16 protein-coding genes are annotated in these 14,224 nt (G+C 71.8%); 8 read left to right on the forward strand and 8 right to left on the reverse strand.

Translation table 11 applies throughout. From position 1 onward, the window contains the following. Positions 1–47: 47 nt before the first annotated feature. The 3 genes from AC1DQF_RS00845 to AC1DQF_RS00855 all read left to right on the forward strand — a co-directional run bounded on the left by AC1DQF_RS00845 (position 48) and on the right by AC1DQF_RS00855 (position 2,413). Positions 48–617 carry a flavin reductase family protein gene (locus AC1DQF_RS00845; RefSeq protein WP_477523305.1) on the forward strand — a complete coding sequence of 190 codons (570 nt, stop codon included), beginning with the start codon at positions 48–50 and terminating at the stop codon, positions 615–617. A gap of 94 nt (positions 618–711) precedes the next feature. Continuing rightward, positions 712–1,662 carry a zinc metalloprotease gene (locus AC1DQF_RS00850; protein ID WP_477523306.1) on the forward strand — a complete coding sequence of 317 codons (951 nt, stop codon included), beginning with the start codon at positions 712–714 and terminating at the stop codon, positions 1,660–1,662. A gap of 88 nt (positions 1,663–1,750) precedes the next feature. Next, positions 1,751–2,413, forward strand: coding sequence for a sulfotransferase family protein (locus tag AC1DQF_RS00855; protein ID WP_477523307.1), 663 nt, complete (start codon positions 1,751–1,753; stop codon positions 2,411–2,413). 7 nt (positions 2,414–2,420) lie between these two features. Here AC1DQF_RS00855 and AC1DQF_RS00860 read toward each other — a convergent pair whose 3' ends face one another. Further along, on the reverse strand, positions 2,421–3,050 hold the full coding sequence (locus AC1DQF_RS00860) for a sulfotransferase family 2 domain-containing protein (protein WP_477523308.1): 630 nt from the start codon (positions 3,048–3,050) through the stop codon (positions 2,421–2,423). A 96-nt stretch (positions 3,051–3,146) separates the two neighbouring features. On the opposite strand from AC1DQF_RS00860, the gene AC1DQF_RS00865 reads away from it, so the two are divergent. Both AC1DQF_RS00865 and AC1DQF_RS00870 read left to right on the forward strand, forming a co-directional pair. Then, on the forward strand, positions 3,147–3,608 hold the full coding sequence (locus AC1DQF_RS00865; protein WP_477523309.1) for an SRPBCC family protein: 462 nt from the start codon (positions 3,147–3,149) through the stop codon (positions 3,606–3,608). Next, positions 3,608–4,663: an NAD(P)H-binding protein gene (locus tag AC1DQF_RS00870; RefSeq protein WP_477523310.1), complete on the forward strand. Its 1,056-nt coding sequence runs from the start codon at positions 3,608–3,610 to the stop codon at positions 4,661–4,663. The genes AC1DQF_RS00865 and AC1DQF_RS00870 overlap by 1 nt, the downstream gene beginning before the upstream one ends. Positions 4,664–4,684: 21 nt before the next feature. Here the strand turns inward: AC1DQF_RS00870 and AC1DQF_RS00875 are convergent, their stop codons facing one another. Next, positions 4,685–6,799 (reverse strand): M3 family metallopeptidase, encoded by a 2,115-nt coding sequence (locus tag AC1DQF_RS00875; protein ID WP_477523311.1) that lies wholly within the window; start codon positions 6,797–6,799, stop codon positions 4,685–4,687. 56 nt (positions 6,800–6,855) lie between these two features. After that, a complete protein-coding gene (locus AC1DQF_RS00880; RefSeq protein WP_477523312.1) occupies positions 6,856–7,437 on the reverse strand; it encodes a hypothetical protein in 582 nt (193 codons plus the stop codon). A 128-nt stretch (positions 7,438–7,565) separates the two neighbouring features. Here AC1DQF_RS00880 and AC1DQF_RS00885 point away from each other — a divergent pair, with 128 nt between their 5' ends. Together AC1DQF_RS00885 and AC1DQF_RS00890 are read left to right on the forward strand one after the other, a co-directional pair. Then, positions 7,566–8,114: an AAA family ATPase gene (locus tag AC1DQF_RS00885; RefSeq protein ID WP_477523313.1), complete on the forward strand. Its 549-nt coding sequence runs from the start codon at positions 7,566–7,568 to the stop codon at positions 8,112–8,114. Beyond that, positions 8,111–8,545 carry a VOC family protein gene (locus AC1DQF_RS00890; protein ID WP_477523314.1) on the forward strand — a complete coding sequence of 145 codons (435 nt, stop codon included), beginning with the start codon at positions 8,111–8,113 and terminating at the stop codon, positions 8,543–8,545. Before AC1DQF_RS00885 ends, AC1DQF_RS00890 begins: the two co-directional genes overlap by 4 nt. A 61-nt stretch (positions 8,546–8,606) precedes the next feature. Here AC1DQF_RS00890 and AC1DQF_RS00895 read toward each other — a convergent pair whose 3' ends face one another. The 3 genes from AC1DQF_RS00895 to AC1DQF_RS00905 are packed head-to-tail and all read right to left on the reverse strand — an operon-like array spanning position 8,607 to position 11,951. Continuing rightward, entirely contained in the window at positions 8,607–9,518 is a 912-nt protein-coding gene (locus AC1DQF_RS00895) for an HAD family hydrolase (protein ID WP_477523315.1), read from the reverse strand. Further along, positions 9,515–10,447: a formylglycine-generating enzyme family protein gene (locus AC1DQF_RS00900; protein ID WP_477523316.1), complete on the reverse strand. Its 933-nt coding sequence runs from the start codon at positions 10,445–10,447 to the stop codon at positions 9,515–9,517. Before AC1DQF_RS00900 ends, AC1DQF_RS00895 begins: the two co-directional genes overlap by 4 nt. A gap of 1 nt (position 10,448) precedes the next feature. Further along, positions 10,449–11,951: an arylsulfatase gene (locus AC1DQF_RS00905; RefSeq protein WP_477523317.1), complete on the reverse strand. Its 1,503-nt coding sequence runs from the start codon at positions 11,949–11,951 to the stop codon at positions 10,449–10,451. 140 nt (positions 11,952–12,091) lie between these two features. On the opposite strand from AC1DQF_RS00905, the gene AC1DQF_RS00910 reads away from it, so the two are divergent. Beyond that, on the forward strand, positions 12,092–12,592 hold the full coding sequence (locus AC1DQF_RS00910; RefSeq protein WP_477523318.1) for a hypothetical protein: 501 nt from the start codon (positions 12,092–12,094) through the stop codon (positions 12,590–12,592). A gap of 33 nt (positions 12,593–12,625) precedes the next feature. On the opposite strand, the gene AC1DQF_RS00915 is transcribed toward AC1DQF_RS00910, so the two are convergent. Next, the gene (locus AC1DQF_RS00915; RefSeq protein WP_477523319.1) at positions 12,626–13,435 is read right to left on the reverse strand and encodes an Fpg/Nei family DNA glycosylase; all 810 of its coding nucleotides are present in this window, start codon (positions 13,433–13,435) and stop codon (positions 12,626–12,628) included. Between the two features lie 6 nt (positions 13,436–13,441). Continuing rightward, on the reverse strand, positions 13,442–14,209 hold the full coding sequence (gene map, locus AC1DQF_RS00920) for a type I methionyl aminopeptidase (RefSeq protein ID WP_477523320.1): 768 nt from the start codon (positions 14,207–14,209) through the stop codon (positions 13,442–13,444). Positions 14,210–14,224: the final 15 nt, after the last annotated feature.

Genomic DNA, 14,224 nt, shown 5'->3' on the forward strand with positions numbered 1-14,224 from the left:
CCCTGTCCAGCATCCTCACGGCACCGGGCCGGTCTTGCGTAGGAGTGGTGCGCGAGACTGAGGGGGTGGACCTCCCGCACGACCGCGAGCACGACTTCGAGTGGCGACCCGGCGAGACGCTGGAGGTCGACAGCGAGGCCGCGCGCACCCAGGCGAGCTGGTTCCGCGAGGTCCTGGGGCGCTACGCCTCCGGAGTCACGGTGGTGACGACCATGGCGGGGGAGTCCCCGATCGGGATGACCTGTCAGTCCTTCACGAGCGTCTCGCTCGACCCGCCCCTGGTGGCGTTCCTGCCGACGCGGCAGTCCCGCGCCTACGCCGCGATCGTCCGGTCGGGGACGTTCTGCGTCAACCTCCTCGCGGAAGGGCAGGCCTCCGTCTCCGAGCGCATGGCCGGACCGTCCGACGACAAGTTCGCGGGTCTGCCCTGGCGCCCGGCGCCCGGGACGGGGTCGCCGCTGCTCGAGGGGACGGTGGGCCACGTCGACTGCACGGTGGAGGCGATCCACGAGGCCGGGGACCACGTCATCGTGATCGGGCGGGTCGTCGATCTCGCCGCCGGCGACGACGTACGCCCGCTCGTGTATCACCGCGGGCGCTACACGACGACGGACTGACACAGATTTGTCCGTCCGGGTCGTAGCCCGAACGGGCTACCCCCGCCTAGGTTGACGGGACCATCGTTCACCCCTCGAAGGGATCACCCCGCCCATGCGTTCCACGAGTCTCCTCCGGTCGGCTGCCGTCGCCGGTGTCCTCTCCCTCGCCCCGTTGGGGTTTGCGGCGACGCCCGCCGTCGCCGGTGTGGCCTTCGACGGCCCCGTCGCCTGCGACACCGGTTCGTCCGCCGCCCGCGTGAAGGCGGGCGCGAACGTCCAGGAGCCGGCCCTGTACAGCGAGAAGCAGGCCAAGCAGTACGGCGTCATCAAGGACCTGCCGTCGCTTGATCCGGGCTCCGTCACGATCGACACGGTCTTCCACGTCATCACCGACTCCGAGCCGACTGCAGCGGACCGGACCCGCCTCACCTCCATGGTCGACGCGCAGATCGACGTCCTGAACGACGCGTACTCCGGCGCGACCTCTCCGGACGCCGCCGATACGCCCTTCCGCTTCGCGCTCAGCCAGGACGTCAACTTCGTCACCAACGATGCGTGGGCCAACGTCGCCCCCGGCAAGACCGAGCGCGACATGAAGGCGGCGCTCCACGTGGGCGACTCCGAGACCCTCAACGTCTACGCCGCCGACATCGGTGGCGGCCTCCTCGGCTGGGCCTACTTCCCCAAGGGATACAACAACGGTCGTGACTACATCGATGGGGTCGTCGTCCTCGACGAGTCCATGCCGGGCGGCACCGCGGCGCCCTACAACGAGGGCGACACGCTCACCCACGAGGTCGGGCACTGGATGATGCTCGAGCACACCTTCAAAGGCGGGTGCAGCGCGTCCAACGACGGTGTGGCCGACACTCCGCGGGAGGCCTACCCGCAGTTCTACTGCGACGCGGAGGACACGGACACGTGTGAGCGCTCGCCCGGTCTCGACCCGATCCACAACTTCATGGACTACACCGAGGACTTCTGCATGGACATGTTCACCGAGGGCCAGTCGGCCCGCATGAGCGACGCCTGGCAGGCGTTCCGGGCCGGCGGCAACGGCTGACGGCTCAGCCCCTGCTGCCTGACCGCGGCGTCGACCGGTGCTGCACCGGTCGGCGCCGCGGTCGCGTGGTCTGGAAGGATCCGGCCCCATGATGGCGTTCCCGCGGCACGGATTCGTGCTGCTGGCCATGCCCAAGTGCGCCTCGACCTCGCTCGAGGCCGCGCTCGCCCCCCACGCCGAGCTGGTCATCGACCGGCCGCCCGGCCTCAAGCACCTCGGCGCGTCCGGCTACACCCGGCGGATCGCGCCGCGCCTGGCCGCCGACGGCCACGACCGCGAGTCCTACGAGCTGGTCACGATGTTCCGCGACCCGGTGCGCTGGCTGGAGTCGTGGTGGCGCTACCGGGCCCGACCCGAGGCGGAGCGGCACCGGCCCGGCGCCGACAGCTCGGACCTGTCCTTCGAGGAGTTCGCCCGGCTCTACGTCGAGGGCGATCGCGACGCGCCGACCCCGCGTGGCCGGCCGGGGCAGTTCCTCACGATCGGCGACGAGGTCGAGGTCGACCGGGTGCTCGCCGTGGAGCGCCCCGACGCCTGGCAGTCGTGGTTCCGGTCCCGGCTCGGCGCGGACGTCGCGTTCGACCGGCGCAACGTCTCGCCCCCGGCGGACCCCGACCTGACCGAGTCCACGCGTGCCGCGCTGGTCGACTTCTTCGCCCCCGAGTACGCCGTGTGGACGCGGCTGCAGGAGACCGGCGTCTGGTCGGGAGCCCGCGGCACCCGGCTCGTCGTACCGCCGCGGGGACGGTGACCGGGCCTCAGAAGCGGTAGTCGAACTCCGCGACGTCCTTGGCGTAGACCTCGGCCACCCGCTCCCGCGTCTGCGGGGTGTAGTAGTCGCGCCACGACCCGCTGGAGCGGGCGTTGCGGTGCGGCAGCTCGATCGCGGGCATGTCCAGCCGGCGCTGGATGGTGGCGATGTCCTCGGCCAGGTGCTCGGTGCGGCCGATGAAGTCGGCGCGGACCCCGTCGCCGACGAGGTAGTCGACCTGCGGCATGGCGAGGCGGTCGTGCTCGGCGGTGCCGCGCAGGACGAACTCGTCGAAGTCGGCGTACGCCGCGACCGCCCGCCAGAGCGGGTTGCCGTCGCGCGTCGAGCCCCACTGGCCGTCCTGCGGCCGCCCGGAGGCCGGCCCCCAGCGGTGGTTCCAGGTGTCGATCATCGAGTACCACGACACCATCCGCGACCACGGGTTGCGCACGAAGCCGAACGACCAGTAGCCGGCCAGGCCCGGCTCGTCGCGCAGGATCCGCTGGAGCCGCGCGTGCCGCTGCCTGCCGACCGTGCGCGCGTCGGGGCAGGCCTCGCGGAGCAGCTGCTCGACCGACGCCCCACCCGTCTTGGGGATGTGGACGAAGAGCATCCGGCGGTCGTCGGAGATGAGCACCCGAGCAGGCTAGACGACGGGAGCACGCTGCCCGGACGACCGGTGGCGGCGGGGCGGACCGTCGGTGCGTGCAGACCCGCCGCCTAGGCTTGCCGGGTGAACCGCTTCCGTGCCCGCAACAAGTCCGAAGCCACCCTGCGCTCCTCCCCGGACCAGGTGTGGGACGTCCTCACCGACCCGGTGCTCCTGACGAAGCTGACGCCGTACCTCAAGCGCATCGACGTGGACGGCAAGCACTGGACGTGGAACCTGACCCACATCCCGGTGATGAGCGCCACCGTGGCTCCCGTCTTCACCGAGGTGATGACGTTCGACGAGCCGACCCGGATCACGTTCGAGCACGACCCCGAGCGTCCCGACGAGCGCACCGGCGTGGAGGGGGAGTACCTCCTGCGACCCGACGGCACCGGGACCCACGTGGCCATCGACCTGGAGATCTGGTGCGACCTGCCGCTGCCGCGGGTCTCGCGGATCCCCGTCGAGACGGTGATGCACGGCGTGGTCGCCGCCATGGGTCGTCGCTTCGCCTCCAACATGCTGCGCCACCTGGGCGAGTGATGGCTCCCTCCTCCCGCCGGGTCCTCGTCCTCGGGGCCACCGGCTACATCGGCTCGCGGCTCGTCCCCGAGCTCCTCGACCGCGGCTACCTCGTCACCGCCGCGTCGTCGCGCCAACCCACCCCGGAGCGCTTCTCGTGGGGCCACCGGGTCGACTGGGTGCGCTGTGACGTCGCGGACGCCGACGACGTCGCCGTGGCGCTCGAGGACGTGGACGCGGTCTGCTACCTCGTGCACTCGCTGAGCTCGCGCGGATTCTCCGACAAGGACCGCATCGGGGCCGAGACCGTACGCCGCGGCGTCGACGCCGCGGGCGTCTCCCGGATCGTCTACCTCTCCGGCCTCGTGCCCGAGGTGCCGCGTGACGAGCTCTCGGAGCACATCACGTCGCGCCTCGAGGTCGAGGAGGAGCTGCTGTCCTCCTCGGCGTCGTCGGTCGCGCTGCGCGCCGGCGTCGTCATCGGGGCCGGTTCGACGTCGTTCGAGGTGATCCGCCAGATCGGCACCCTGCTCGTCCTCCAGCCGATCCCGCTGTGGCTGCGCTCGCGGGTGCAGCCGATCGCGGCCACCGACGCGGTGCGTGCCCTCGTCGAGGCGCTCGAGCCCGGCTCGACCCTGACCGGTGCGGTCGACATCGGTGGTCCCGACGTGCTGCGCTACCCGCGGCTGCTGGCGGCCTACGCGCGCGCCGCCCGGTTGCTGCGCATCCGGGTGCCGGTCGCGATGATCCCGACGCAGGTCGCGGCCACGGGCACCGCCGGGCTCGTCCAGGCGCCGTTCTGGACGGTGAACGCCCTCGTCGAGTCGCTGCACCACGACATGGTCTGTCGCCCCGAGGCGACGTGGGTGCCCGCCGACGGCGGCCGGCTGCTCGGCGTCCGCGAGGCCATGCACCGCTCGGTGCGCGCCGAGATGGGCACGGCCGAGGCCCCGCTGCCGAGCGACCCCGACTGGACCCGCCAGCGCGCGCCGGTCCTCGAAGCCCTGCGTGCGCCGCGCAGCGTGCGGGCCGGCGCCAGTCTCGCCTGGCACCGGCTCCGCCAGCTGACCGACTGAGCCCCGGCTCGGCGCCCGTGCCTACTCGGCGCCGATGCGGCGCAGCAGGTGGGCCAGGTCCGGGTCGCCGCCACGGAAGCGGCGGTAGGACTCCATGGCGTCGACCGAGCCGCCGGGCCCGAGCAGGGTCCGGCGGAAGTGCTCACCCGCCTCGCGGCCCATGCCGCCCTGCTCGCCGAACCAGGCCACCGTGTCGGCGTCCATGATCTCCGACCACAGGTAGGAGTAGTAGGCCGCGGAGTAGCCACCGCCGAAGATGTGGTGGAAGTACGCCGAGCGGTAGCGCGGCGGCACCGGGGCGTAGCGCACGCCCGCGCGCTCGAGGGCCGCCAGCTCGAAGGCCTCGACGTCGGCCGGGTCGGTCGGCAGCTGGTCGGCGGGGGTCTGGTGCCACGCCTGGTCGAGCAGCATCGCGCTCAGCAGCTCGGCGTACCGGTAGGTCTCCTTGCCGGACGTGCCGAGCAGCTGCTCCACCCAGGCGGCCGGCATCGGCTCACCGGTCTCGTGGTGGACGGCGTACCGGGCGAGCAGCGTGGGCTCGAAGGCCCAGATCTCGTTGACCTGGCTGGGGAACTCCACGAAGTCGCGCGGCACCGCCGTCCCCGAGCGGGACGGGAAGCGGACGTCGGACAGCAGCCCGTGCAGGTCGTGGCCGAACTCGTGGAAGAGCGTGATCACGTTGTCCCACGACAACAGGCTCGGGGCGCCGGGAGCCGGCGGGGGGAAGTTGCACGTGTTGGTGACGACCGGGGCGTCGTCGAGCAGGTGGCTCTGGTCGACGATGCTCGTCATCCAGGCGCCCCCCTGCTTGGTGGGCCGGGTGTAGGGGTCGATGACGGCCACACCGAGGTGGCTGCCGTCCTCCTCGCGCACCTCGTAGACCCGGGCCACGTCGGTGTAGCCGACGAGGTCCTCACGCCGGTGGAACGTGATGCCGTAGAGCGCGGTTGCGGCCGCGAAGACGCCCTCGGTGAGCACCCGGTCGAACTCGAGGTAGGGGCGCAGGGCGCCGGGGTCGAGCTCGGCCTCCTCGCGGCGCAGCTGTCCGTCGACGTAGGCCCAGTCCCAGGGCTCGAGGGTGGCGCCCGGCTCGGTGGCGTCGAGGTGGGCCTGGAGCTGCTTGCCGCGGGCGCGCACCAGTCCGTACGCCGCGGGGCCGAGGCGACCGAGGATCTCGTTGACGGCCTCCGTGCTGCCCGCGCAGCCGTCCTCGGCGGCGTACGCCGCGTGGTGCGGGTAGCCGAGCAACAGCGCGCGCTCGTGGCGCAGGTGCGCCATGGTGAGCAGCACCTCGCGGGTGTCTGTGTCGGAGTCGGAGTCGGTTGCGGAGTCGGCCTCGATGGCGGAGCTGGTGGCGGAGTCGGAGTCCGGGTCGCCGGGGGTGCCCAGGCCACGCCCGGCGCTGGCACGGAAGACACGCTCGCGGGTCGGGCGATGGGTGAGCGACCCGAGGACCGGCTGGCCGGTGGTGTTGGTGATGGTGAGCAGCCAGCCGTCGTGGCCGGCGGCGTGGGCGGCCTCGCGGGCGCCGGCCGTCTGTCCCTCGTCGAGGCCGTCGAGCTCGGACTCGTCGGTGACCAGGACGGCGGCGGCGTTGCGCCCGGCCACCAGCATCTGGTCGAAGCGGGTGGACAGGGTCGCCAGCTCGGTGTTGAGCTCGCGCAGCCGGGACTGCTTATCCTCGGACAGGGCGATGCCGCCGCGCTCGAAGTCCTTGAGCCGTTCGGTGAGCAGGTGCGCCTCCTGCTCGTCGAGGGTCACCTCGCCGGCGTCACGCCGGGCGGCCAGGGACGTGAGGCGGCCGTAGAGCCGCGCGTCGAGGAGGATCGCGTCGGAGTGCTGAGCCAACCGGGGCGCCATGTCCTCCTCGATCGCGTCCCGCGCGTCGTTGGTGTCGGCGGACTTGGCCACCCAGAAGGCGTTCATCGCCCGGTTGAGCAGGGCACCGGACCGCTCCCACGCCTCGAGGACGTTCGACACGGTGGCCGGGGAGTCGTCGGTCGCGATCCCGTCGAGCTCCGCGAGGTGCTCGGTCATGCCCTGCTCGATCGCCTCGCGGTAGTCGGCGTCGGACAGGTGGGCGTAGTCCGGCAGCGCGAACGCGAGCGTGGACGGGCTCAGGAGGGAGTTGGTCATGAGCCCATCCAAGCAAAGGACGGACGCGCGGCGTCACCCCCGCGCAGGGGAGTCGCTCAGGCGCAGTTGTCGCAGACCTTCGTGGCGGGCAGCGCCATGAAGCAGTCCGGGCACGTGTCGATGGGGCGGGCCAGGGCGGAGGCCTTGCGGGCCCGGGTCCGCGCGGCGCTGACCTTCTCGGTCAGGGTCGGCACGCCGCCGTCGGCCGGCAGGTCCGCGGCGTCGAAGTGGGTGTGGCAGGCGAGTCGTTCGCGCGCCGCGTGGTCGTCGGAGTCACCGATCTCATCGCCCTGGGTGTCCAGCACGGTCGAGGCGTACGCCGCCCCGACGCTGCCCTGCGCGTTGACCGCGAGGGACGCGAGGTTGGGCTCGTTGCGCTCGGCGCAGTCGCTGGCCACCCGGTGCAGGACGTCGGCCATCCAGTGCTGCATGGGCTGGCGGGTCGTGATGCCCGTGGCCTCCTGCATCTGCGCGGCGAGGTCCTTGTAGCTCACCAGCGCGCGGTAGCGCTGGGCCGCCTTGATCAGGATCGGGCGGGCCGCCTCGGCCCAAGCCGCGCGCGTGTCCTCGGTCGGCGGACCGGTCACGTCCTCCTCTTGCTCGATCTGGTCAGCAGTGTCGAGCTCAAGGTCAGTCATTCCTCGACAGTAACCCGACGTCCTCACTCTCACCCCTTCGGGACTGGAGGATGTGGTGCACGACCCAGGTCCTTCGATGGAATCGGACGCTGCCGTCGGGTGGTCGGGTGGTGTCGTAGCGTCCGGCCATGATCGTGTGGCTCAACGGGACGTTCGGGGTCGGCAAGACCACCACCAGCTCCGCACTCGTCGCGGACGGGGAGCGGTGGCGGCAGTTCGACCCCGAGTGGGTCGGCTACATGCTCGCCAACAACCTCCCCGACCACGCCGTGACGGACTTCCAGCAGTACCCCTCGTGGCGTCGCCTCGTCCCACTGGTGGCCGACGAGATCATCCAGGTCACCGGGCAGGACCTCGTCGCAGCCCAGACCGTCCTGGTCGAGGACTACTGGCACGAGCTCTCCCGGGGTCTTGGCCAGCTGGGTCACGAGGTATTCCACGTCGTGCTCGATGCCGACGCGGACACCCTGCACGCGCGCATCGACGCCGACGATGTCGAGCCGGAGCGCATCCGGCCGTGGCGTCACGCGCACGTCGAGGACTACGAAGCGGCTCTCGCCTGGCTCCGGCCGGCCGCAGACCTCGTCGTCGACACCGTGTCCCAGGACGTCCGAGCGGTCGCGCGGGAGATCCGCGACGCCGCGGCTGCGGCGATGCACCCTAGGGTGGCGCGATGACGACCGTGAAGCAGTTCCAGGTCACCTTCGACTGCGCGGAGCCGGGGCGCGTGGGCCGTTTCTGGTGCGAGGTCCTCGGGTACGTCGCGCCTCCTGTGCCGGAGGGCTTCGCGACGTGGGAGGACCACGACCACTCGCTGCCGCCCGAGCAGCAGGGGGCGTGGTTCGCGTGCGTCGACCCCACGGGGGTCGGCCCGCGGCTGTTCTTCCAGCGCGTCCCCGAGGGCAAGGTGGTCAAGAACCGGGTCCACCTCGACGTACGTGCCGGCACCGGGCTGGTGGGGGAGGAGCGCCTGGCCACCCTCGAGGCCGAGGGCGCGCGGCTGGAGGCGCTGGGCGCCGTACGCGTGCAGCTCCTGCTCGCCGACGAGGACAACGAGTCGTGCCTGGTCATGCAGGACGTCGAGGGCAACGAGTTCTGCCTCGACTGAGCTCCCGTGCGTGGGACCACCCTCGTGTCCGAGGTCTGCCCACGGGTGGCGGAGCCGCCGCCTACGCGAAGACCTCACCCCAGTCGTCGGCCATGCTGACGACGGTCCACCCGAGTCGCGCACCGACGTCGGTGATCAGCTCCGGCTCGGTGAAGCTCTCCGCCCGGCTGACGTAGGAGAACTCCCGCTCCGTGTCGTCGTGGTCGACGAGCAGCGCCAGCGAGGGGCCGTCGGCTGCCGCTGCCCACTCGAGCATCTCCCGGTCCCCGCCCGAGTTGCCGGCGGCCAGGATCGGGCGTCGGCCGAGCTGGGTCTGGATGTGGGTGACCTTGGCGGCACCCTCGTTGGCGACGCCGACCAACCGGTCGGCCCGCGCCAGCGTCGGGCCGGAACCGGGCGTGGCGGGGACGAAGTCGTAGTCGATCAGGCTGCCGACCACGGCCTCGGGCGGTACGCCGTACAGCTCCTGGCTGACCGCTCGGACGAACTCGGTCCCGCCGCCGGTGACGATGCAGACGGTGAAGTCCAGCCGCCGCAGCTGGGCGAGCAGCTCGAGCATCGGCAGGTAGGTGGTGGCGCGCAGCGGGCGACCCAGGGTCGGGTGCGCGGCTCGGGAGAGGAACTCGCGGACCCGGACCGTGAACTCCTCGGGCGCGACGCCCTGGAAGAGGCCGGTGAGGGCGAGCGCGATCCGCTCCAGACCGAGCTCGCCGATGGCCGCCCGGTCGCCGGTCAGCAGCGCGGCGAACTCCGGCCTGGTGGACAGGCCCAGGTCGGCCCGGACGGCGGTCTGGAGGGTGTCGACGAAGAACTCGAACTGGGGGTAGTTCGGCTTCTCGCACCACAGGGTGCCGTCGTTGTCGAAACAGGCCACCCGCTGCTCGAGCGGCACGGACCCGGCCGAGTCCAGGAAGGCGAGCACGGCGTCGCGGGTCGCCCCGGGACGCCAGGACGGCAGGGTCTCGGGACTCACGGCGTGCTCCCGTCGCCGCGCCGTACGCAGCGGAAGCCCTGGTGACTGGTGCCGGTGTCGATCATCTGGGGTCGCCTCGCCGCGGGTCGGTAGCGCAGGCAGTAGGTGTCGGCGCACAGGTGCGAGCCGCCCTTGACCACCTTGCGGCCGATGGGGAACTGCGGCTGGGCGGGGTCGTAGCTCTGCCCGAGGTCTCCGCCCCGGGGGTTGCTGGGCAGGCAGCAGGGCTTGTCCACCTCGTCGGGGTGGCGCTCGGTCCACCAGTCCTGGGTCCACTCCCAGACGTTGCCGGCCATGTCGAAGAGGCCGTAGCCGTTGGGCGGGAAGCTGCCGACCGGGGCGGTGCGCTGGAATCCGCTCTCGCCGGTGCTGCGCCAGGGGAAGTCCGGCCCGTCCCAGGTGTTGGCCAGGATTCGGCCGCCCGGCCGGGCCTCGTCGCCCCACGTGAAGACCGCCCCCTCGAGGCCACCCCGCGCGGCGTACTCCCACTCGGCCTCGGTCGGGAGCGAGGCGCCGACCCAGGCGGCGTACTCCTGCGCGTCCTCGTGGGCGACGTGCACCACGGGGTGGTCCTGCACCGCGTCGATCGAGCTCCGCGGACCCCGCGGGTGCTGCCACGACGCGCCGGGCTTCCACCGCCACCACTGGCTGAGGTGACGCAGGTCGACCGGTCCGCGGGTGGGCGTGAAGACCATCGACCCCGGCTGGAGGTTCTCCGGGGGCGCGTCCGGGTAGTCGGCGGGATCGGGGTCGCGCTCGGCGACCGTGACGTACCCCGTGGCGGCGACGAAGGCGGCGTACTCCGCGTTGGTCACCGCGGTGGCGTCGATCGAGAAGGCATCGACCCGCACCCGGTGGGTCGGCGCCTCCTCGGGGTAGTGGTGGTCGGAGCCCATGGTGAAGGTCCCACCGGGCAGGTCGACCTGCACCTCAGCTGCTCCCGATCCCGGCCTTGAGCTTCTCCATCAGCCTGTCCAGGTTGAAGCTGGCCGGCTCCTGGCGACGTGGGAAGTCAAGGAGGCTCTGGATCATCTGCGCTACGTACGCCTGGGCCGGGACGAAGGCCCAGGCATGGTCGAGCACCCAGTCGTAGTAGGTGTTCGACGTGACGTCCGCCCGTTCGTACGGGTCGGTCCTCAGGTTGAAGAGCTTGGGAAAGCGCAGCTCGGTGAAGGGCTCGGCCCAGATGTTCAGCGTGCCTCTGGAGCGCTGCTCCAGGAAGACGAACTTCCAGTTGTCGTACCTCAGCGCGGTCAGGTCGCCGTCGTCGGAGACGTAGAAGAAGTACTTGCGCGGGCTCTCGTCGGTCGCGCCCGTGACGTAGCCGAGCTGGTCGAGCCCGTCGAGGTGCACCTTGTACGTCGTGCCCGCCAGGTCGGTGCCCGCCCGGAGCCGCTCGGCGACGTCGGTGTCACCCGCCGCGGCGAGCAGCGTGACGAACCAGTCGGCGTGACTGACGATCCCGGTGCGGACCTCGCCCGCCGGGATGTGGCCCGGCCAGCGCACCATCGCAGGCACCCGGTAGGCGCCCTCCCAGTTGGTGTTCTTCTCGCTGCGGAACGGCGTCATCCCGGCGTCCGGCCAGCTGTTCATGTGCGGCCCGTTGTCGGTGGAGTACATGACGATGGTGTTGTCGGCCAGGCCGCGCTCGTCGAGGTGGTCGAGGACCCGTCCGACCAGGTCGTCGTGGTCGCACATCGTGTCGTGGTACTCCGACTGCCACCGGCCGGCCCGCCCTCGGCTGCCGTCCTTGACATGGGTGCGGAAGTGCATGTGGGTGGTGTTGAGCCAGACGAAGAAGGGTGTGTCGCTCTCCTGGGCGTCGCCCATGAAGCGCAGCGCCTCCGGCACGACCTCGTCGTCGTCGATGGTCTTCATCCGCTCCTTGGTGAGCGGACCGGTGTCCTCGATCCGCTGGGTGCCGTCGGGGTTCGCCCAGGAGTGGATGACGCCGCGGGGGCCGAAGTTCTTGCGGAAGTTCGGGAACTCCTCCTCCGAGGGGTAGTCGTAGAGCTCCGGCTCCTCCTCGGCGTTGAGGTGGTAGAGGTTGCCGAAGAACTCGTCAAAGCCGTGAGCGGTGGGCAGGAACTCGTCCCGGTCACCGAAGTGGTTCTTGCCGAACTGCCCGGTCGTGTAGCCGAGGGACCTCAGCGCGGTCGCGATCGTCGGGTCCTCGGCACGCAGCCCGATGTCCGCCCCGGGCATGCCGACCTTGGTCAGCCCGGTGCGGTACGGGTTCTGGCCGGTCATGAAGGCTGCGCGGCCCGCCGTACAGCTCTGCTCGCCGTAGTAGTCGGTGAAGCGCACCCCCTCGTCGGCGATCCGGTCGATGTGGGGTGTCCGGTAGCCCATCAGCCCGTCGCTGTAGCAGCTCAGGTTGCTGATGCCGATGTCGTCGCCCCAGATGATGAGGATGTTCGGCTTGTCGGACACGGGCTGCTCCTCGGGACGTACGGGCGTCGACACCTCTCCGGCCGACCGTGCCAGCACCGTAGGACCGGCGCCGGAGCGGTGACCTCATCCGCTGGTGATGAGGCGGACGCGATGTCGGTGCCCCGCGCCACAGTGCGTCCATGAGCGATCTCGAGACCCCCCACGACACGGCCGCGAGGCTGGAGGCCTACCGCAAGGTCGAGGACCTCGCGGAGTGGTCGCCGTGGGCACCCTTCGCCGAGGCCCTGCCGCACGCCCCGCGCCTGCCCGGCGTCTACCTCTTCCGCGAGCGCGACACCCACCGCATCCGGTACGTCGGCATGGCCGGCGAGCGCGGCGGTGGCGGCCGGCCCCAGGGCCTCTACGGACGGCTGTCGGTCTACCGCACCGGCCAGGGAGCGGTGTCCGGTTTCGGTGAGGCGGCGCTCGACCGGGCCCTCGCAGACCCCGCATGGGTCGAGGCACGGCTGGAGCGCCTGCGCGCCGGGCGGGCCGAGCGGGCCAAGCACTGGGCGCGGGACGCCGTCGTCCGGCTCGCGCCCGACATCAGCTGGGCCCCCTGCCATGAGCGTGCCGACGCCCGGCACCTCGAGCTCGGGGCCGAGGCGCTGCTGCGACCCTTCGGGCTCTGGAACCGGTGAGCAGCCGCATGGAGCCGACGACGAGGGGGACCCTCAGCCCTGCTCCTGGGAGCAGAACCACGTCGTCCGCCCACCGACGGTGGCCCGCTGCATCGGCGCACCGCACCGTGGGCAGTGCCCGCTCGCGGAGCGGTGCTCGATGACCTCGCCCGTGTGCACGCCCCCCAGACGGATCGCGGCCCTGGTGGCCTTCCTCAGCGACGCGTGCAGCGCCGTGAGGGTGTCGTGGTCGAGGGTGTCCACCCGGCGACGCGGGTCCAGCGAGGCCTGCCAGAGCGTCTCGTCCGCGAGCAGGTTGCCCACCCCCGCAATCACCGACTGGTCGAGCAGCCGCGCCTTGACCGCTGTCGTGCCCCGGCCGACGCGCTCGCGGAACTCCGCGACCCCCACCTCGGCGGCGTCCGGCCCCAGACGTGTCAGGTCCGGATCGAGTCGCACCCGTCCGAGACGGCGCTTGTCGAAGAGGCGCATCTCGCCACCGTCGGCGAAGCGGATCGTGAACCTGTCCCACGCGGGGTCCCGGTCGGGCGAGGTGGCCGTCCGCCCGCGCACCGGGTCGCCGCCCTCGACGGGCGCCCCGGAGCGGTCGGTGACCACGATGCGACCGCTCATGCCGAGGTGGATCCCCAGCAGCGGCCCGTCACCAGTGGTCTCGCACCACATGCTCTTGCCCCGGCGCCGCGCCGCGGTGAGCCGTCGTCCTACCAGGGCGTCCCGGACCTCACCGGGGGAGTGCGGCCGGCAGACCCAGGTGTCGGTGTCGTCGACGTCGGCGATCTCCCGGTCGAGGGCGCCCGCCTCGATGACGGCACGCGCGCTCTCGACCTCCGGCAGCTCGGGCACGCCGGGTCAGTCCCGGGCGGTCAGGACGATGGGACCGTCCTCGGTGATCGCGATGGTGTGCTCCATGTGCGCGCCGCGGGAGCCGTCCGCGCTGCGGAGCGTCCAGCCGTCGGGGTCGGTGAAGATCTCGTCGGTCGTGTGCAGGAACCACGGCTCGATGGCGATCACCAGGCCGGGCTTCAGCGGGAAGCCCCGGCCGGGCGAGCCGTCGTTGGCGATGTGCGGGTCGCCGTGCATCGTCCGGCCGACCCCGTGCCCGCCGAACTGCATGTTGATGCCGAGCCCGGCCTCGCGGGCCACCGTCCCGATCGCGTGGCCGATGTCGCCGATCCGGCTGCCGGCCTGGGCCGCACCGATCCCGGCGTCGAGCGCCCGGCCGGTGACCTCGATGAGGCGCAGGTCCTCCGCGCGCGGCGTACCCACGACGAAGGACAGTGCCGAGTCGGCGACCCATCCGTCGACGGACACCGCGAAGTCGAGCGTCAGGAGGTCACCGTCGGCGAGCGTGTAGTCGTGGGGGAGACCGTGCAGCACGGCGTCGTTGACCGACGTGCAGATCACCTTGCCGAACGGGGAGGCACCGAACGACGGGTGGTAGTCGATGTAGCACGACTCCGCGCCCCGGGCGCGGATCATGTCGTGGGCCATCTCGTCGACCTCGAGGAGGTTCGTGCCGACGTCGACGACGCCCGAGAGGTGGGTGAGCACCTCGGCCACGAAGCGGCCCGCGGGCCGCATCTGCTCGATCTGGGAGGGACTGCGCAACTCGATCACACCGGCCAGCCTAGG

The sequence above is a fragment of the Nocardioides sp. P4_G4 genome, from assembly GCF_056401085.1.